This window comes from Algibacter marinivivus, assembly GCF_003143755.1.
Lineage (GTDB): Bacteria > Bacteroidota > Bacteroidia > Flavobacteriales > Flavobacteriaceae > Algibacter_B > Algibacter_B marinivivus.
In genome coordinates, this window is record NZ_QFRI01000001.1 from 1,637,751 (window position 1) to 1,657,713 (window position 19,963).

General features: G+C 30.3%; 22 protein-coding genes. 11 read left to right on the plus strand and 11 right to left on the minus strand.

The genetic code is table 11. From position 1 onward, the window contains the following. Positions 1-19 precede the first annotated feature (19 nt). Positions 20-1,096, plus strand: coding sequence for a hypothetical protein (locus DIS18_RS07435; RefSeq protein WP_109352361.1), 1,077 nt, complete (start codon positions 20-22; stop codon positions 1,094-1,096). 66 nt (positions 1,097-1,162) lie between these two features. Here DIS18_RS07435 and DIS18_RS07440 read toward each other — a convergent pair whose 3' ends face one another. The 6 genes from DIS18_RS07440 to xrtF form a co-directional block, all read right to left on the minus strand. Then, a complete protein-coding gene (locus DIS18_RS07440; protein ID WP_109352362.1) occupies positions 1,163-1,540 on the minus strand; it encodes a heavy-metal-associated domain-containing protein in 378 nt (125 codons plus the stop codon). A gap of 51 nt (positions 1,541-1,591) precedes the next feature. Further along, positions 1,592-3,829: a TonB-dependent receptor gene (locus DIS18_RS07445; protein WP_109352363.1), complete on the minus strand. Its 2,238-nt coding sequence runs from the start codon at positions 3,827-3,829 to the stop codon at positions 1,592-1,594. A gap of 1 nt (position 3,830) precedes the next feature. Further along, positions 3,831-4,553: a heavy-metal-associated domain-containing protein gene (locus DIS18_RS07450; protein WP_109352364.1), complete on the minus strand. Its 723-nt coding sequence runs from the start codon at positions 4,551-4,553 to the stop codon at positions 3,831-3,833. Positions 4,554-4,641: 88 nt separating this feature from the next. After that, positions 4,642-5,043, minus strand: a complete 402-nt coding sequence (locus tag DIS18_RS07455; protein ID WP_109352365.1) for an HYC_CC_PP family protein — start codon at positions 5,041-5,043, stop codon at positions 4,642-4,644. Between the two features lie 57 nt (positions 5,044-5,100). Beyond that, positions 5,101-5,529, minus strand: coding sequence for an exosortase F system-associated membrane protein (locus DIS18_RS07460; RefSeq protein WP_109352366.1), 429 nt, complete (start codon positions 5,527-5,529; stop codon positions 5,101-5,103). Then, complete coding sequence (gene xrtF / locus DIS18_RS07465; protein ID WP_109352367.1) at positions 5,522-6,073, minus strand: exosortase family protein XrtF; 552 nt, start codon at positions 6,071-6,073, stop codon at positions 5,522-5,524. Before xrtF ends, DIS18_RS07460 begins: the two co-directional genes overlap by 8 nt. Positions 6,074-6,141: 68 nt before the next feature. Between xrtF and DIS18_RS07470 the strand changes: the two genes are divergently transcribed. After that, positions 6,142-6,600, plus strand: a complete 459-nt coding sequence (locus DIS18_RS07470; protein ID WP_109352368.1) for a GAF domain-containing protein — start codon at positions 6,142-6,144, stop codon at positions 6,598-6,600. Between the two features lie 238 nt (positions 6,601-6,838). Then, complete coding sequence (gene purH / locus DIS18_RS07475) at positions 6,839-8,371, plus strand: bifunctional phosphoribosylaminoimidazolecarboxamide formyltransferase/IMP cyclohydrolase (protein ID WP_109352369.1); 1,533 nt, start codon at positions 6,839-6,841, stop codon at positions 8,369-8,371. Positions 8,372-8,563: 192 nt separating this feature from the next. Here purH and DIS18_RS14930 read toward each other — a convergent pair whose 3' ends face one another. From DIS18_RS14930 to DIS18_RS07490, 4 genes are all read right to left on the minus strand, one after another. After that, positions 8,564-8,728 (minus strand): hypothetical protein, encoded by a 165-nt coding sequence (locus DIS18_RS14930; protein WP_181363999.1) that lies wholly within the window; start codon positions 8,726-8,728, stop codon positions 8,564-8,566. A gap of 191 nt (positions 8,729-8,919) precedes the next feature. Further along, positions 8,920-9,666 carry a LytR/AlgR family response regulator transcription factor gene (locus DIS18_RS07480; protein WP_109352370.1) on the minus strand — a complete coding sequence of 249 codons (747 nt, stop codon included), beginning with the start codon at positions 9,664-9,666 and terminating at the stop codon, positions 8,920-8,922. A 1-nt stretch (position 9,667) separates the two neighbouring features. Continuing rightward, positions 9,668-11,389 carry an ATP-binding protein gene (locus DIS18_RS07485; protein ID WP_245925605.1) on the minus strand — a complete coding sequence of 574 codons (1,722 nt, stop codon included), beginning with the start codon at positions 11,387-11,389 and terminating at the stop codon, positions 9,668-9,670. Between the two features lie 103 nt (positions 11,390-11,492). Continuing rightward, positions 11,493-11,939 carry a hypothetical protein gene (locus DIS18_RS07490; protein WP_109352372.1) on the minus strand — a complete coding sequence of 149 codons (447 nt, stop codon included), beginning with the start codon at positions 11,937-11,939 and terminating at the stop codon, positions 11,493-11,495. 307 nt (positions 11,940-12,246) lie between these two features. Here DIS18_RS07490 and DIS18_RS07495 point away from each other — a divergent pair, with 307 nt between their 5' ends. From DIS18_RS07495 to DIS18_RS07530, 8 genes are read left to right on the plus strand one after another with little or no spacing between them, the layout of a single operon-like run. Continuing rightward, complete coding sequence (locus DIS18_RS07495; RefSeq protein WP_109352373.1) at positions 12,247-13,275, plus strand: rod shape-determining protein; 1,029 nt, start codon at positions 12,247-12,249, stop codon at positions 13,273-13,275. An 11-nt stretch (positions 13,276-13,286) separates the two neighbouring features. Next, complete coding sequence (gene mreC, locus DIS18_RS07500) at positions 13,287-14,102, plus strand: rod shape-determining protein MreC (protein WP_109352374.1); 816 nt, start codon at positions 13,287-13,289, stop codon at positions 14,100-14,102. Continuing rightward, positions 14,103-14,609: a rod shape-determining protein MreD gene (locus DIS18_RS07505; RefSeq protein WP_109352375.1), complete on the plus strand. Its 507-nt coding sequence runs from the start codon at positions 14,103-14,105 to the stop codon at positions 14,607-14,609. Then, on the plus strand, positions 14,606-16,543 hold the full coding sequence (gene mrdA / locus DIS18_RS07510) for a penicillin-binding protein 2 (protein ID WP_109352376.1): 1,938 nt from the start codon (positions 14,606-14,608) through the stop codon (positions 16,541-16,543). Before DIS18_RS07505 ends, mrdA begins: the two co-directional genes overlap by 4 nt. Next, positions 16,543-17,820: a rod shape-determining protein RodA gene (rodA, locus tag DIS18_RS07515; protein ID WP_109352377.1), complete on the plus strand. Its 1,278-nt coding sequence runs from the start codon at positions 16,543-16,545 to the stop codon at positions 17,818-17,820. The genes mrdA and rodA overlap by 1 nt, the downstream gene beginning before the upstream one ends. 31 nt (positions 17,821-17,851) lie before the next feature. Then, complete coding sequence (def, locus tag DIS18_RS07520; RefSeq protein ID WP_109352378.1) at positions 17,852-18,481, plus strand: peptide deformylase; 630 nt, start codon at positions 17,852-17,854, stop codon at positions 18,479-18,481. A gap of 57 nt (positions 18,482-18,538) precedes the next feature. Further along, a complete protein-coding gene (locus DIS18_RS07525; RefSeq protein ID WP_109352379.1) occupies positions 18,539-19,015 on the plus strand; it encodes a hypothetical protein in 477 nt (158 codons plus the stop codon). 12 nt (positions 19,016-19,027) lie between these two features. Beyond that, complete coding sequence (locus DIS18_RS07530; protein ID WP_109352380.1) at positions 19,028-19,612, plus strand: outer membrane protein; 585 nt, start codon at positions 19,028-19,030, stop codon at positions 19,610-19,612. 14 nt (positions 19,613-19,626) lie between these two features. Here DIS18_RS07530 and gldC read toward each other — a convergent pair whose 3' ends face one another. Then, the gene (gldC, locus tag DIS18_RS07535) at positions 19,627-19,962 is read right to left on the minus strand and encodes a gliding motility protein GldC (protein WP_109352381.1); all 336 of its coding nucleotides are present in this window, start codon (positions 19,960-19,962) and stop codon (positions 19,627-19,629) included. Between the last annotated feature and the right edge of the window lies 1 nt (position 19,963).

The window sequence follows — 19,963 nt, forward strand, 5'->3', positions numbered from 1 at the left end:
CTAAAAAAAACGAACAGTTATGCAAACAATTACTAAATATGTAGTAGTGCTAATACTAGCTTTAGCTACGCAGTGTTTTTATGCCCAAGACAGTATTACTAATGTAAATAATAAGCACAAAATTGAAGAATTAAAAACATTAAAAGAAGATATTAAAAACCAAGAGAAAGCACACTTGAAGGTTGAAGTTGAATCTATAAATCGTCGTCTTGAAAATGGAGAAATATCTAATGATGAAGCCGAAATATTAAAAAAAGAAGTTGCAAAAAAGCGCGCATTAAATATTGAGAATCGAATAGCGATAATTAATAACAAGATCTCACTTTTAGAGCGTAATGAGGAAGGCTACCGAACAAATGAGGATGAAGACTTATCAAAAATAGGTTTTAGTATTGGTGAAGAAGGTAGTTTTGCGGGAATTAAAATTACAAACAAAAACAAACCTAAAAAGTACGATTTGCGCACAACTAGCGATTTTGTAATAGCTTTTGGATTAAACAATGCTATTATAGAAGGAGAGAATCTAGATGATTCGCCATATAAATTTGGGGGCTCTCGTTTTTTTGAAATAGGTTGGGCGTGGAAAACACGAGTGTTTAAAAATTCAAATTTCTTAAGATTAAAATATGGGTATTCCTTTCAAATTAATGGTTTAAAACCTCAGGATAATAATTATTTTGTGCAACAAGGAAATCAAACTATGTTAGAAGAGTTTCCTGAAAATCTTAAAAAGTCAAAGTTGTCTATTACCAATTTAGTATTCCCTGTTCATTTTGAGTTTGGACCATCTAAAAGAGTCGATAAAGACACCTATTACAGATATTCAACCAATAATCAATTTAAAATAGGAATTGGAGGTTATGCAGGTTTTAATATAGGAAGTCGCCAGAAATTAAAATATGAAGTAGATGGAGAGCGCATAAAAGACAAGCAAAAAAAATCGTTTAATACTACGAGCTTAGTCTATGGTTTAAGCACATATGTTGCCTTTGATGAAATAGCATTATATGTAAAATATGATTTATCACCTATATTTAAAAATCAAGCCATAGACCAGAATAATATTTCAATTGGGGTTAGGTTTGATATGGATTAGGAAGCTATTTTAAAAATTATAATCAAGAAAAAACCGAAACTATTTAAGGTTTCGGTTTTTAAGTTTTTAATGTCCATGCCCATCGTCTTCTTTCGGTTTATGGTCGTCTTTTACATCTTCATCACGATATTTACAACACGCATGTACTGTGGCGTAGGCTTCATCTGTAGCTTTTGCGTTTTTAGTATCATGTCCGGCGGTTAAAACTTGTTTTTCAATGGTTGCTAAATCCGTTTTACGGTCATCATATATCAATTTTAATTCGTGAGTTTCAACACTCCAAGTGGCAAATTTTACACCTTTAGTATTCAAACATGCTTTTTCTATTCGTGCTTTACACATTCCGCAAACACCATCTACTTCCATAGAGGCTTTGGCATTTTTGTTTTGAGAGAAAGTTAATGTTCCTGTTAGCATTAAAGCTATGATTAATAATTTTTTCATGGTTTTATTTTTATTTAAGATGCTTCGTCTACGCTCAGCATGACATATTATTTATTTTATTCTATATCGCAATCCTGCATAATACATACTTCCAAAAATTGGACCGTATACAAATGTAGAATCAAAATTCGCACCAAAAGGGTCATCTGCTCCTAAAATTGGATTTGACTGCCTTAAATTGGTAATATTTTCGCCTCCTAAATATACTTCAAATTTAGGAGAAAACACTTTGGTTATTTGTGCATTTAAAGTTGCTACTGTTGGTGTTCGATCAGGTAATTGATATTGAGTAGGATTGTTTGTTGTTGATGCATAACGTTGATTGCTTAACCAATTAAAAGTAGCATCAAACTTCCAGTGCGAACCATTCTCTTTCAATTTAGTTTCATAACCAACATTTGCAAATATGCGATGTTTTGGTGTTAAGGGTCTTTCTAACCTCTCAGAATTATAATCGGTTTTTACATCGTAAAACTTATACGCAGTTCTTAAATCAAAACCTTCAAAAACATTATAATTCAATTCAACTTGAAAGCTATTAGCAAAACTTTTCCCGTCAAGGTTATAGAAATTTATTTCCTGAGGGTTTTCCCAATCTACAACCACTTGATTTGTAAAATCTGTTTTATAAAAATCAAAAGTCATATCTGCTTTTCTACCAAAGAGATTAAATCCTTGCAAATAAGAAAAACCATAATTCCATGCTATTTCAGGATCTAATCCATAAATATTACCTCCAGAATTCAAAATATTAATTTGTCTAGATGTTGAAAATAGTTGCTGATTTTCAGTGAAAATATTTGCACTTCGTTTACCGCGTCCAAAAGACGCTCTGAATGCCGATTTACCCCAAGGTGAATATCTTGCATGTACTCTTGGAGTTACAAAAGTTCCTAATAAATTATGATGATCTACTCGAACACCAGCGGTAAGATTAAACAATTCTAAATTATCAAAACTATACTCAAAAAAAGCACCAACTGAGTTTTCTGTTCTTTCATAATCGGTTGTATTCACTAATTCATCATAATGATCATAAGTATAGCTTAAACCTGTTTTTATTTTATGACGAGAATCGCTTATAATCGAATTGTAAATAGCATTCGCATATAAACTATTGTGTTTTATATCATACACATTCAAACCAAAGTAAGATTCTTGTTTATGACTACTAAAAGCTGTTTGCACCCCAATACTTTGCCATGGTATTTCTGGATTTACATATCCGAATTTTGTTGAAATCTCATATCGTCTAGTATCAATTTCACTTCCCCAATTATTGGTAGTGAGTTTATCGGTGTTTGGTCTAAAATTTAACTCGCCAGTTTGCTTTTCATCATTTAAAAATTTCAAATTAATAAAGCTTACAAACCCTTTTTTGGTATCTATGTACTGCCAACGGTTCATCACATTAATCTGATTAAATAAGGGCATATCTAAAAACCCGTCATTATTTACATCGTGCTTTTTGTTGTGAGTATTTCCGTGAATATATAAACCCGTGTGCCATTTATCATCAACTTTAGTATTGATATGTGCATTTAGCTCCAAACGCTCACTAGTTGCTCCATATAGATTAACAAACAATTTATCGTCAGTTAATGGTTTTACTAACTCTGTATTAATTTGACCAGCTATACTTTCAAAACCATTAACCACACTTCCTGCGCCTTTTGTAATTTGGATACTTTCTACCCAAGTTCCAGGAATAAAACTGAGACCATAAGCTTGAGATGCACCACGGATAGAAGGAATATTTTCAGTAGCAATTAAAATATATGGGCTTGTTAATCCTAGCATTTTAATTTGTCGAGTTCCTGAAATGGCATCAGCGAAATTTACATCAATAGATGGGTTAGTTTCAAAACTTTCAGACAAGTTACAACACGCTGCTTTTAATAATTCATCACTGCTTACATTAATTACGTTTGCTGATTTATAATATGATTTTGCAGTAGTTTGCTTTCTTGACTTTACCGTAACAGCATCTAAGTTATCTGTAGGTTGCAACCAATGTTTTATTTTGCTAGGAGCATTTATTGTTAGTGTATCAGTTTTAAAACCAACGTAACTAATTACTAATTTTTTATATTCTGGTTTGTATGGAAGTTTAAAATTTCCATCAATATCAGTTACTGTGCCTACTTCCGTATTTAACCAATAGACGTTTGCACCTGCTAAACCAATATTTTGGTTTTGTTCATTAGCTTCTAAAACTATCCCTGAAATAGTATTTTGAGAAAAACCTATAATCGGAAACAGCAATAGTGTATATATTATCTGTTTCATTTTAATTATAGATTTTAATAAGCATAATAATGGCCATAACTATCATAATACTATTTTCAATAAATGTAGCTTTAGTCATTGGGAGTTTTAATGCTGTTCCTAAACAAGCACATTGGATTGATTTTTTATCAAGCAAGGTTTTAGTAACTCCAATGGTAGTAATCCCTAAAATGATTAAGGTTATAATTAATGCTGTTGGGATTTCAATTCGCATTAAAAATAGGATTCCTAAAGCAACTTCTATAAACGGATACACCCAACCATAAACGGGCATTACCTTAGCTAATGGGTCGTACATTTTAAATGATTTTGGAAACCCTTTTAAATCTAATAGTTTAAAAAAACTAAAAACAATGTAGAATAAGCCCATAAAATCGAGCATTAATCCATTAGTGTTCCAAGGATTATTGTTTAGTAGAATAGAAGCCACTATAATGTAAGCGAATATTAGAAACAGTGGGAATAATTGTTGTAATTCACTTTTTTCTTGAGCGTTAATGTCGGTTGGTGTATTGAATATGTGTTTTTCTGAAATACTGTATTTATCAGAAAGTGCATTTTGTAATGTTTCTGTTGAAATATGACTAGACATTTCAATAATGGCTTCAGATGTTTCTAGATTTACTGAAGCATTTTTAACTTCTGGAAGCGCATTTAATTTATCTTCCACAGATGTTCTGCATCCGTTGCAGGTCATGCCTGTAACTGTATATGTATGTTTCATGATGTTTTTAATTTATTGTTTTTTGAATCAATTCCTTAAAACGGAAATAGCTTCTGAAATACGTTCAGAATGACAAAAAATGAATAAATCAAATGATAAAAACTTGGTCTAAAACCTGAATATCTGTAACCAAGTTAGGAGGAGAATAATCTTTATGAGGAATAGTTTGTTTTGGTAAACTTTCAAAACCATTGATGTAAGAATAAATAAATGCAGATAAGAACTGTTGTTGTTCAAATTCTAAATCTTCAAAAGAAGATACTTTTAATTCATCCTGTCCTACAATAACATCAATTTCATCTTTACAACACGATTTTTTTTGAGCTAGTTCCATAGCTTCCATTCCACATTTTTCTGCTTCAGCAAAAACAGCTACATCAACTAAAACATCACCACAATAATGTTTTTCAATAGTAAATGATACCGTTGAAAATAATACAACTAGTGCTAAACTAATTGAAAATGTTTTATGTAATAGTTGTTTTAACACGCTGTAAAAATACGAAAATTTAAAATCACCTTTTCAACTTTACAAAATGATTAACACTTAATTTTTAAGTTTATGGTAGTAAAAAGCGGGTAATAGCAGAATTAAAAATATAGGCTGGATGAGGAAACGACGAATATTAAAAAACAAATAATAATCTTCTTGCTTTGGGTTTATTACAAAATACAAGTAGAAAAGCATAAGTATAATAAACGCAATTCCATAAATGAATATTGAGAATTTAATAATGCTTTTATCTTTAAAAACAAGAAATAAAATCACTAATGAAATAATTGTATTCATAACATAGCGCAAGGTTGTGAAGCCAACTAATTTTGCTACTTCTCGTCTTGGACTATCAATGTATAAATAATCGTTTTCAAAAAAGGTTAAGTACGGGTCGTAAAACAGGACGTCTTCGTAAAACCTAATTAAAATCAGAAGTAACACTAAAACTGAAAGCAATATGTATTTCGTGATTTTATGCATTATTCTTTTTTAATTTAGAAAAACGATTCACCCAAAAAATCCATAATAAAAACACCATACCGTATATAATTCCTGGGAAAATAACGGTATGTAACACTTCACCATATTTAGGATAAACGAGTAATCCTATTGCTAAAACAACAATTCTTAAAAGGTTTATAATATAAATTAAAACACTTCCTGAAAGGATATAGAAAAATGTGGTTTTTAGTTTTCCAGAAAAAGCGATTATGAATGATATAAATAGAATAATAACACTTATAGAGTTACAGCCTTCAATGATTCTACCAATAAACTCCCCATTTAAAATTAACTTCATGGATGGTTCATTAGGGTGTGGTAAAACCTTGGTGTTATATCCGAATGTATTGAGCAAATCTTCAGTTTGTAATGATACCAAATGTGTTATATAATCTGGATAAAATTTTGAGCCATCAGAATATTGCAAGTACAATTTATAAATTACAGACAATATAATATACACCACCAAAAATGTAAGGATGAATTTTATTACCGACTTGTATTTTATAAAAAGTGATTTCAAAAAAATATATAGAATTGAATATCGAAATTACGCCTTTTTAAATACTTTTGCCAAAACTTTTCGACGTTATGAATTTTGAACAGTTAAAACCACAAGTAAAACTTATTCTTGCCAAAACAAATAAAACTGTTGATGAGCGACTTTTAAGTATTTGTGAGTTGCTTGAATCTCAAATTAAATATTATAATTGGGTAGGTTTTTATTTTAGAAATGAAAATAAAGACGAATTGCTTCTAGGGCCTTATATTGGTAAGCAAACTGACCACACAGTGATTCCATTTGGAAAAGGAATTTGTGGGCAAGTGGCTGTTAGTAATGAAAACTTTGTAGTACCAGATGTAGCTGCTCAAGATAATTATATTGCTTGTAGTATTGATGTTAAGGCAGAAATTGTGGTGCCTATTTTTGTTAACGGAGAAAATATAGGACAGATAGATATAGATTCTAATACACCAGATCCGTTCACTGAAGCTGATGAACGTTTTTTGGAATTTGTTTGTGCTGAAATTGCTGGAATACTTTCTTAAAACTTCTTTAACACTCCTGAATTCTCTCAGGTAGGCAAAGATACTTTTGAAAAAGTAAACACTAGCAAGCCTATTTTTTTGAAATTAAATTTTCTTGTTAACAACTTCGCTTTTTAGTTAAAAAAACACCTTCTTTTTTGAGAATTCCTAAGCTTATTTTTTAAAAGGAATAACTACTTTTGCATTTATTAAAAGTTTAAGCTAAACGTATTTATATTTCTTTAAAGAACACAACAAGATGAGCAACGAAAAAACTATTAAATCGGCATTAATATCTGTATTTAGTAAAGATGGTTTAGAGCCTATTGTAAAAGAACTTGACAAACAAGGTGTAACCATTTATTCTACTGGTGGTACAGAAAAATTTATTAACGATTTAGGTGTTAATGTTGTTCCTGTCGAGGATGTTACTTCGTATCCTTCTATTCTTGGAGGTCGTGTAAAAACATTACACCCAAAAGTATTTGGTGGTATTTTAAATAGACAAAACCATGACGGTGATGTTGCTGAATTAGCAGAATATGACATTCCACAAATTGATGTGGTAATTGTTGATCTATATCCGTTTGAAAAAACAGTAGCTTCTGGAGCTAGTAATCAAGATATTATTGAAAAAATTGATATTGGAGGTATTTCTTTAATTAGAGCTGCTGCTAAAAATTATGCAGATGTTATTTGTGTATCTTCTGTTGATGATTATGCAGAGTTTTTAGAATTGATTTCTGAAAACAATGGGGTTATTTCTGAGGAAAACAGAAAACGTTTTGCTGGTAAAGCTTTTAATGTATCATCTCATTATGATACGGCTATTTTCAACTATTTTAATACAGACCACAATGAAGCTGTTTTGAAAATTAGCGAAACTAATGGAAAAGTTTTACGTTATGGCGAAAATCCACATCAGAAAGGATTTTTCTTTGGAAATTTTGATGAACTGTTTACGAAACTTCATGGTAAAGAATTAAGTTATAACAACCTTTTAGATGTTGATGCTGCTGTAAACTTAATGTTAGAATTTAAAAACGATGCACCAACCTTTGCAATTTTAAAACACAACAATGCTTGTGGGTTAGCGCAACGTAACACATTACACGAAGCTTATGTAGATGCTTTAGCTGGCGATCCTGTTTCGGCTTTTGGTGGCGTTTTAATAAGTAACAAAGAAATTGATATAGCCACTGCTCAAGAAATTCACAAGTTGTTTTGTGAAGTGGTTATTGCACCTTCTTTTTCAGCAGAAGCTTTGGAAGTATTAAAAGGCAAAAAGAATCGTATTTTATTAGTAATTCATGATATAGACATGCCAAAAACAAATGTAAGAAGTTGTTTAAATGGTGTTTTGGTTCAAGACAGAAATAGCATTACTGATAAAGCTGAAGATTTAAAGAATGTAACTAACATAGCACCTACTCAGGCTCAAATTGATGATTTAATTTTTGCTTCTAAAATTTGTAAGCATACAAAATCCAATACGATTGTTTTAGCTAAAAACAAGCAATTATGTGCTAGTGGAACTGGACAAACAAGTCGTGTTGATGCTTTAGAGCAAGCCATCCATAAAGCAGGTACTTTTAAATTTGATTTAAACGGCGCAGTTATGGCAAGTGATGCCTTTTTTCCGTTTCCTGACTGTGTAGAAATTGCTAACAATGCTGGGATAGCAGCAGTGATTCAACCAGGAGGTTCTATAAAAGACCAATTAAGTATTGATTATTGTAATGATAATGATGTGGCTATGGTAATGACAGGTACACGTCATTTTAAGCATTAAACTTTACTTACATATTATAAAAATAAAAGAGCACTAATAAAATAGTGCTCTTTTTTTTGGAAAGGTTCATTAATCCCAAAACTAACAATCTTCCCTCATCTCAACTGAATTCTATGGTTGGTTAATTAGCAGACAATCCAAAAATTAAATTACAAATCCCTTAATTGTGTAATTCAATTTTATATATAGAAATTATAATTGAGCCAAACGGTACACAAGTAATCCTAATTGAATGACTACTGCTATAACTAGTATGAATATGAAATAATCTGATACTTTTTTTCTAGTGCTTTCTAAATCCATTTTTGAATCATTTTTAGAATTTGTTTTATCTGTGTCTTTTTCTTCAGAATGCATACTTTTTTATATTGAAGCGTTCTTTATTCTGATATAAAACTATAACCAAATGCATGGATTTTTTAAGAAATAGGCATGAAACAGGAATTTTTAGGTACGAAAGCCGAAAAAGCAGACATAAGCTTTTTTCAATAATAATTTTTGTCATTTTGATGACAAATGAAACTATGATTTAAAATGAACTATAGAAATTATTTAAGTGTACGTACATTTTTTAAGATGTCTTTATAAGTATCACTTAATGTAGCTTGATGATTTCCTGACAACAGTATTAAATTATCTGCAGGAATAATTTCTATTATTTTTTCAGTATTTACAATGAAGTTTCTATGCGTTTTACTAAAAAGGGTGGCATCTAATAATTTTGAAATTTTTGTTAATGATATAAGAATAACAAATTTTTCTTTTTCAGTAATGATGTTACAGTATTTCTCTTCAACTTCAATATAGATAATATCTGTAATAAGTACCTTTTTTAATGATTTACCTTTTTTTATAAATAAGTATTCTGAACTTATAATGGTGTCTTCCTCTTCGCCTAAAAACACATCGGGTTGCGCATAAAACTTTTCAACAGCCATTTCTAAAGCATAAAGAATTTCGAGGGCATTAAAAGGTTTCATTAAATAGCTAAAAGGTTGTGTAAGTTTAGCGCGCTCAAAAATTTTACGATCTGTAGAACTGGTTAAAAACACAAAAGGTTTTGAGGCGTTTGGGGTAATACTTATTGTTTCAGCAAAGGCAATACCATCTGGATTTCCGTTTAAAAAAATATCTAAAACAACAATATCAATTGCTTTGTTGTAAAAAATGTCTAGTGCAGATTTAAAAGTAGTTGCAACATCTACAACATTATAATTATTTTCTTCTAGTACTTTTATTAAAGCATCACTTTCCTCTGGTGTATCTTCAACTATAAGTACATTTACGTTTTCCATTTTATGCTTTTAAAGGTAAAGATACAATCATTTTTGTACCCTTTCCTAATTCACTTTCAATATCAAATTTGCCTTTATTTTTTTTAATCATGGATTTACATAACTGCAAACCTAATCCTGTTCCAATGCTATTTTTGTTTTCTTTCTTAGAGAGTGAAATGGTATCTTCTAGAAGTTCCAATCGTGTGCTTTCTTGCATTCCAATACCAGAGTCTTCAATGATTAAATCGCAATATTTTTCATTTGTAGATTGTGTATAAACTTTTATGATACCGTTAGGCTCAGAAAATTTAATGGCATTATCCAACAAATTTCTTAAAATGATTTTTAGAGATTCTTGATCTGCAAAAATTGAAACACTTTTTAAAACATCATTTTTAAAATCTATATTGTTTTCCAGCATTAAAGGTTTATAATTATAAGCCGTTTGCTCTACTATAGAAAACAAACGAATGGAAGCAATCTCAAAATAAGATTGGTCGGTTTGCAACAAAGCCCAGTGTAATAAATTATCTAATAAATTATAGGCACCATTTACAATAGCGCTATTATTCTGTAACTGCTCATCTAGAGCATCTAGATTTTTTGCTTCTAGATTATCTAATAATTTATTATTACTAGTTTTTAATGCGTTTACAGAAGAACGCAGATCATGACTTACAATAGAAAAAAGTTTGTCTTTAGTAGCGTTTAGGGCATCTAAATCTTCTTTTTGAGCCACTATAATTTTATTGGCTTTACTTTTTTCTTTATAATAATATAAGGCAACTCCAAGCAAAATAAGAAGTGTTAATGCAGAATATAATAAGCCATTACGCTCTCTAATTTTTGATTTGTTCTCAGCTTCAAGCAGATTAACTTCTTGTTGTTTTTGTTTTACAGCAAATTCTTTTTCTATTTGTGCTACTTCGTAAATTTTATTTTGATCGTTTAGAGAGTCTTTCCACTTTTCATATTCTTTTCTGTATTCTAGTGCTTTTCTTAAGTCTTTACGATTTTCTTCAACAACAGCCATATTAAGCGTTGCAATCCTTTTTGCATCGAAATCTTTTGTGTTTTTTGAAAGTTGGTAAGCTTTTTCAAAATAAGGAATTGCTAAATCATCTTTATACTGCACATAATATAAGTTAGCAATACTTCCATAAGCTGTAATCAAATCTAAAGTATCTTTTAATTGTTCATTAAACTCAACATTTTTAACTAAATAAGATTCAGCTTGGTTAAATTCTTTTAAATGAAGATAGCACAAGCCTAAATTTTGAAAAACTTCGCTTTTTTTGAAATATTTATACTTCTCTAGGGATAATTTTGTTAAAGGCTCTAGATAAGAAACTGCTTTTTTGAATTCATTTTTTTCTAAGGCAATTTCGGCTAAACGTTTTTTAACAATAAAATCAAATTCAAATTCAGGAGATATTTTATTAAATTCATTATTTGCTTCTTGATACAGTTTTTTTTCGTTAAAACTATACCCCCTCATATAATGGGCGTAATTAGCTAAATCAATATTTTGCTTAATAGTATTAAGATGCTGCATTGAATACACCAAAGTAGAATCCCAATTATTTTCTATAAAAAATAATCCAGCCTTAGAAAAATGGGAATAAGATTTATTTAGATTTATCTTTTCTTGAACTTCTAAATCAAATAAATCAGTTTTATGCTTTTCTTGTGAAAAAAGAAGATAACTAGTAAGCATTACTGCTAAAATGATATTTTTCACAATGATTTTGCTTAAATAAAAATGCATAAAAACAAATATATCTAAAAAAAATAACCATTAGTAATTACTAATGGTTATTTCGTTTTTATTTAGATGAAAACTTCTAATCTCCACCTCCTCCAACAGGGGTAACAGTACCTCTAGAAGTCACAGGATCACTATCCCATAGAAAAGTTTCAATTTGCACTAAATCTGCAGGTGGGTTTTCAATAATAAAATCTACGCGATAAGCACTAAAATTTTGGTAGCTTACTTCTGGAGCATCATAGATTATAAAAAAGTCTAATTGCGTTTCTCCTGAATCTGATATTACAGATTCTTGATTTACAGCAGATAAACTTGGTGTTTCTGATGATGCAATAAATACTACTGCACTAACTTGTAAATCACCTTCTGGACTATAACTTACTTGCACAAGTGGTGATAAAGGTTTTAAGCTAGAAGAATTAAAGTTAAACGTAATTTCAGAATTTAAAGGTTTTACCGATACATTACTTGGATCGATAGCTTGTCCCGGAGGTGTAGTAACCTCTAATGTGTTTATACTCATAATTAATTAGGTATTAGGTTAATAGATTTGGTTAAAAATAATTTCCTTGATGAAAATTAAGCAATCAATATTATAAAAATAATCGATAAAATGCAAATAAATAAGATTAAATGTATTATTTTTGTTCCATAAACGAAATTATTATGCAGTAAAAATAATTTTTGTAGAAGAGATTTAGATTTGATTTTTATAGTATAATTTACATTGAAAATTATTTTTTAACTATAAATAATAAACATCTATTTTTTTCTTTACTTTTAGTACTTTTACTGGCATTCAATAATAACTTCATAAATATTATTAATACATGGGATTTTTTGATTTCTTAACTGAAGAAATTGCAATAGATTTAGGTACTGCAAATACGCTTATAATTCATAACGACAAAGTTGTGGTTGATGCTCCTTCTATAGTAGCACGTGACAGGATTTCTGGAAAAATCATAGCTGTTGGACAAGAAGCTAGTTTAATGCAAGGAAAAACTCATGAGAACATAAAAACCATTCGTCCTCTCAAGGATGGTGTTATTGCAGATTTTGATGCTTCTGAGCAAATGATTAGTATGTTTATTAAAAACATACCAGCTCTAAAAAAGAAGTTTTTTACGCCTGCATTACGTATGGTAATTTGTATTCCTTCTGGTATTACAGAAGTAGAGATGCGTGCGGTAAAAGAGAGTGCTGAGCGTGTAAATGGAAAAGAGGTTTATTTAATACACGAGCCAATGGCTGCGGCAATTGGTATTGGTGTAGACATTATGCAACCAAAAGGAAATATGGTGGTTGATATAGGTGGTGGTACTACCGAAATTGCTGTAATTGCGCTTGGTGGTATTGTTTGCGATAAATCTGTTAAAATTGCAGGTGATGTTTTTACTAACGATATTGTTTATTACATGCGAACGCAACATAATCTTTATGTGGGTGAGCGTACTGCTGAAAAAATAAAAATACAAATTGGAGCAGCTACTGAAGATTTAGAGTTGCCGCCAGAAGATATGAGTGTTCAAGGTCGTGATTTATTAACTGGTAAGCCTAAGCAGGTTTCTATTTCTTACAGAGAAATTGCTAAGGCTCTTGATAAATCTATTCTTCGTATTGAGGATGCGGTAATGGAAACATTAGGACAAACGCCTCCAGAGTTAGCTGCAGATATTTACAATACAGGTATTTATTTAGCTGGTGGTGGATCTATGTTACGTGGTTTAGACAAGCGTTTATCTCAGAAAACAGATTTACCTGTTTATATTGCTGAAGATCCTTTACGTGCTGTAGTTAGAGGTACAGGTATTACACTTAAAAATTTACCTAAATACAAAAGTGTATTGATAAAATAGGCAAATAACCCATGCAACAGATTATTAATTTTATAATAAGGAACAAAAACTTTTTGTTGTTCTTGTTGCTGTTTGGTTTTTCGCTTTTATTTACTATCCAATCACATTCTTATCATCGTAGTAAGTTTATAAATTCAGCTAATTTTTTAACAGGTGGTGTTTATAATTCTATAAATAATATTAATAATTATTTCGATTTAAAAACTCAAAACCAATTACTTACAGAAGAAAATAAAAGATTGCGTTCGCTTTTAAGCAACAGTGCTATAGCATTGGATTCTGTGTTTACAGATAGCCTGATGTTTGGTAAATCGTATAATTTTTATACTTCTAATGTTATAAAGAATAGTTACTCGTTACACAACAATATTTTAACGCTTAACAAAGGTAGAAACGATAGTATTAAGCAAGATTTTGGTGTTATTTCTCAAAAAGGTATTATTGGTATTGTAGATAAAACAAGTGCTAATTATGCCACAGTTATTTCTATTTTAAATACCACTAGTAGAATTAGTGCACAGCTAAAAAAAACCAACCACTTTGGTACTTTAACTTGGAATGGGACATCACCTGAATTTAATCAGCTTATTGATATTCCAAAAATTGCACCTGTAGTTAAAGGTGATACCATTATAACTTCAGGGAGATCCTCAATTTTTCCAAAAGGGGTGCCAATTGGTATTGTTGAAGATTTTAAATTAGACCAAGCTGAAAATTATTATGAAATTAATGTGAGACTTTTTAATGATATGACTAGTGTTGAACATGTTTATATCATTGAAAACGCAAATAAAGAGGAAATTAAAAATCTACTAAGCGATAATTAAATGAATAGTATTTTTTCTATACATACCATACGCTTTGTTGCTCTAGTATTTGTTCAGGTTTTAATATTTAATCACATTAACTTCCTAGGCTATATAAACCCATATATTTATATACTTTTTATAGCGCTATTTCCTGTTAGTAATAATCGTGTTATACTTATTATGCTAAGTTTTCTTTTGGGTATAACAATAGATATGTTTTTAGATACTGGAGGTATACATGCAGGAGCATCAGTTTTTATAGCTTATATACGTCCTATAGTTTTAAAATCTTCATTTGGAATGATATATGAACACCAAACCATGAAATTTAATGCGGTAGATTTTGGCTCGAAACTTACCTATTTTACACTACTAACCGTATTACATCATATCGTTTTATTTTCATTGGAAATTTTTAGCATTTCTAAGATACTTTTAATCTTACAAAAAACGTTATTCTCAAGTATATTCACTATTTTATTAAGTGTTGTTATAACAATAATTTTTAGTAGAAAATCTAAATGAGACAATTTTTACTTTTCATTTCCATAATAGCTGTAGGTCTTTTATTTCTTTCAAGATTATTCTATTTGCAAGTCTACGATTCTAATAACTATAGTCTTTTTGAAGATAATGCGATTAGAAAAGTATATGACTATCCTAAGCGTGGTTTTGTTTATGATAGAAACGGGAAATTACTAGTAGCAAATCAACCATCTTATGATGTGATGGTTATTCCGCGAGAAGTGGAACCTTTAGATACTATAGAGTTTTGTTCATTATTAAAAATAGATAAAGAGCAATTCAAAAAAAAGTATAAGAAAGCAAGACGCTATTCACCAAGGTTACCATCTGTATTTGTGTCTCATCTATCCAAAGAAGATTATGCTGTTTTACAGGAAAAAATGCGAAAATATGATGGCTTTTATATTCAAAAGCGTTCATTAAGAAGTTATGAAACTACAATTGGAGCCAATGTTTTAGGAGATATAGGAGAAGTAAATAACGCAATTATTAGAAAAGACCCTTATTATAAAATGGGAGATTTAATAGGGAAACAAGGTGTTGAAGCTTCTTATGAAAAAATACTCAGGGGTGTTAAAGGCATTAAGTTTATTCAAAAAGATAGATTTAATAGAAATATTGGCCCTTATAAAGAAGGGAAGTTTGATACCATTCCTGAACAAGGAAAAGATATTACCATAACCATTGATGCGGAACTTCAAGCTTATGGTGAGTTATTAATGCAAAATAAAAGAGGAGGAGTAATTGCTATTGAACCCTCATCGGGTGAAATTTTAGCTATGGTGGCTGCACCTACTTACGACCCAAATATTTTGGTAGGTAGGGGGCGCTCAAAAAATTTCACTAAACTTTACAACGATTCTATTGCTAAACCTTTATTTAATAGAAGTTTACAAGGTGTTTACGAACCCGGTTCACCTTTTAAACTTATGAATGCTTTAATAGCACTTCAAGAAAATGTTTTAACTCCTGAAGAAACCGTCACTTGTTATGCAGGGTACAAATACGGTAATAGATTTATGAAGTGTCATTGCAATAGAGGTACTAGAAATAATATGACTGGTGGTATACAACGTTCATGTAATGCCTATTTTGCAACTACTTACAGAAAAATTTTAGACAAAAGTGGAAGCGCTTCAGAAGGTATTGATACTTGGAGCAAACATGCTAAAAGTTTTGGTTTAGGTAATTTTTTAGGTTACGATTTAAAGGTAGGTCAAAAAGGAAGAATTCCTGATAGAGCATATTACAAACGTATTTATCCAAGAACATTCTACTCAACATATACCATTTCTAATGCTATTGGACAAGGTGAAGTTGCTACAACACCTATTCAATTAGCCAATATGATAGCTGCTATTGCAAATAGAGGGTATTATTTTACACCACATATTATAAAAAATATTAAAGGCGAAACGCTACCAGAACAATTTACAAAACCAAAGTACACCTCCATTGATAAAGCAAATTTTGAACCTGTAATAGAAGGAATGCTACAGGTTTACAAAAAAGGAACTGCATCATCGTTACAAGTTAAAGACATCGAAATTTGTGGAAAAACAGGAACCGTTGAAAATTTTGTAAAAATAGATAGCGTAAAAACTCAATTAACAGATCATTCCATTTTTGTAGCTTTTGCTCCTAAAGACAATCCTAAAATTGCTATCGCTGTATTTGTTGAAAACGGTTATTGGGGAAGCCGATTTGCAGGTAAAGTAGCAAGTTTAATGATTGAACGTCATATTAAAGGGCATACAACAAGGAAAGATTTAGAAGAATGGCTTTTAAAGCATACACTTGAAAACGAATATGCAAAACCATATTCTGGAGAACCTTTTAAAATTAATGGATATACTACTTTACAAATAGTTGAAGAGCAAGAATATTATCGATTAAAAAAGGAATTAAACCGAATTAATAATACAGAAAATTAATGGTTAGGGATACTAACAAGCATTTTAAATTTGATTGGATTACCATTATCCTATTCTTTTTGTTAGTTGGTTTTGGCTGGTTGAATATTATGTCTGCTTCTCATACGGGTACAGATTTAAACTATTTTGATTTCTCTCAACCATTTGGAAAGCAACTTGTTTTTATTTTTTTAACCTTCGGATTAGTTATTCTATTACTAGCTATTGATGCTAAGTTTTACGAACGCTTTTCTAGTGTTATTTATATTGTTTCCATGCTGTCTTTAGTTGGACTTTTTCTGTTCGGGAAAACTGTAAATGGAGCTACATCTTGGTATGCCATTGGCGGTATGACTCTACAACCCAGTGAATTTGCAAAAACAGCAACAGCTCTTGCTGTAGCAAAATATGTTAGTGATTTAAATACTAATATCAATTCATTTAAAGATCAAATTCGCACCTTTGTAATTATTTTAATACCTGCCTTATTAGTGCTTCTTCAAAACGACACAGGGAGTACTATTGTTTATGGTGCATTCTTTTTTGTTTTATATCGTGAAGGTTTACCAAAATACTATTTATCTATTGGTGTTTCAATTATTTTGCTATCTGTACTGTCGTTAAAATTTGGAGCTATAAAAACATCTATTATTGCTTTGTTATTTTTAATAGGTTTTCATTTTTTAAGTAAAAAAAGATTACGGATTTTTCAATCTATATTTATTCTTTTAGTTTCAATTGCTATTTCGTTTGGTGTAAAATTCTTTTATCAAAGTATTTTAAAGCCTCATCAGCAAGACAGGATAAGCCTTTGGTTACGTTTGGAAAAAGATCCTCAAAAGCTAGAGCAAATGAAACGTACTTTTGCTTATAATTTAAATGAATCTGAAAAAGCAATTAGTTCTGGAGGTTTTACAGGGAAAGGTTTTATGGAAGGCACCAGAACAACTGGTAAGTTTGTCCCAGAGCAACACACAGATTATATTTTTAGTACAGTTGGAGAAGAATGGGGGTTTTTAGGAAGTGCTTTTGTTGTCATTGTTTTTGTTTTACTCTTATTGCGGATTCTACATCTTGCAGAATTACAAAAATCACAGTTTAGTAGAGTTTATGGTTATGGTGTTGCATCCATCATTTTTATTCACTTTTTCATCAATATAGGAATGGTAATGGGACTTATTCCTACGATTGGAATTCCATTACCTATGTTTAGTTATGGAGGATCTGGGCTTTGGGCATTTACTATTCTCATTTTTATTTTTGTTAAATTAGATTCCAATAGAATAAACGAATGGTAACCGATAAACGGTATTTAATTATCTCACTCATATGGGGAAACAATTAATTTTAGTTTTTGGATTGGTTTTAGTTTTTGGATGTTCTAGTTCTAAAAATATTTCTAAAGAATCTTTTTCTATTGAAGAAACTAAACTGATTATGAATGCAGATAGCCTGATGCCTATGCGTGTTTATAAGATTAATAACAAAAAGGATTCCTTATTGTTAAGAACAAAAAGCAGTTATATAAAACCTAATCCAAAAGATCCTATTTTGCAAAATTTTGTGAAGCGTTTATATACTACTGTAAGAGACAGCATGTCTTTAGGTGTTGGTATTGCAGCACCACAAGTAGGTGTTTTGAAGAACATTATTTGGGTACAACGCTTTGATAAAGAGAACTTCCCTTTTGAAGTGTATTTAAATCCAAAAATCACAAAGTATTCTCAAGATTTACAATCGGTTAGAGAAGGTTGTTTGTCTATTCCTGATAGAAGTGATATGTTGAATAGTCGTTCTAAAGAGATTCTTATTGAATATGATACTATGGATGGAGAACATAAATCTGAACGTGTTGAACGATTTACAGCAGTAATATTTCAGCATGAAATAGACCATTTAAATGGTATTTTGTATTTAGACCATTTAGAGAAAGAAATTAACATGGGTAAATCTAAATAGAGTTATTTTTATCTTTGTTTAAGAACGCTTAAGAAGTATAATCCAAATTTGATAAATATGAAAACCAAAATCTTAACCTTAATTATTGTAATTACTACAACTTGTGTCGTTAATGCTCAAAAAATCAATACTGAAAAAGTATTTGGTGGTTATAAATACACACAAAATAATGAGCTCATTTCTATAGGTGATTTAGTATCTATTATGGAAAATAATACAAAAGCTCTTGAAATACTGAAAAAAGGAAGGACAAACCGCAGTTTGTCTGGAGTTCTAGGATTTGCTGGAGGTGCTTTAATTGGATGGCCTATTGGAACCTCAATAGGTGGTGGTGATGCCAACTGGACATTAGCAGGAATAGGTGCAGGACTAGTGGTTGTTGCAATTCCAATATCATCTAGTTCTAACAAAAAAATAAACCAAGCCGTGGAAATGTATAATGCTTCTTTAAGCGGAACTTCCTACAATAACTTTAAACCTGAATTTAAAATTATAGCTAATACTAGCGGTGTTGGATTATCTATGAATTTTTAAGATTATAGTCTCATGACTTCTTTTAAACAAAGCATTATAATTGTACTAATATTATTTTATAGTGCTAACGTGTTCACTCAAGACTCAAGATTAAATCTAGAAGTTAATTACCCAATTCCTATTGATGATAATTTTATTGGAAGAAGCTTTAAAGGTTTTATAGATTTAGGATTAAAATATCATTTCTCTAAAGTGAAACCAATAAACCTTGGTGTTTCTATAAATGCTGGGTTGTTAAAAAATAATAAAGATGATAGAATTCAACCATTTGATGTCAATATGACTATTTTGCAACCTAGACTATTTGCAGAGTTTAGTATAAAATCATTAACAAAGTTTCATCCCTCTGTAGGATTTGGATATAGCTTTATAAGCGCTAAAGCTAGAAATTTTGACAATTTTAACACACAAATTAATACAAGTGAAAACGTAAATGGATTTAACTTAAATTTAGGTATAGCACTTGATGTTTCAGAAAAATTATTTACCCAATTTCAATATGATTTTATAAAAATTAATCTTGATAAAGGTGTCCCAAAAAATAAATACAACTCTAATGTCAATATTCTTAAAATTGGTTTAGGATATCGATTTTAAAACAAGAGTTGGTATTATTTTTTTAACTCTAATTTCTCTGCAAAATAATCGCAAAAATCTTTCATAGTTGCACTCATTTTATCATCTTGAGTTGCTCTGTAAAATGTATCACTCATGGCCACTAAAGTTTGATGAAAAAATACTTTCATTTCATCCACCGGCATATCTTTAGTCCATAAATCTATACGTAAAGCTTCTTGTGTTTTAGAATCCCATACCGCCAACATCATAGCTTTTGCTTCTTCATTTGTAATGCCTCCATCTTGCGCTGTCCAATGTAGTTTTTCTGGAATGCGATTTTCATCCAATTCTATATTGAGCTCTATTTTTGAAGTTTTAGTGTCTGCCATT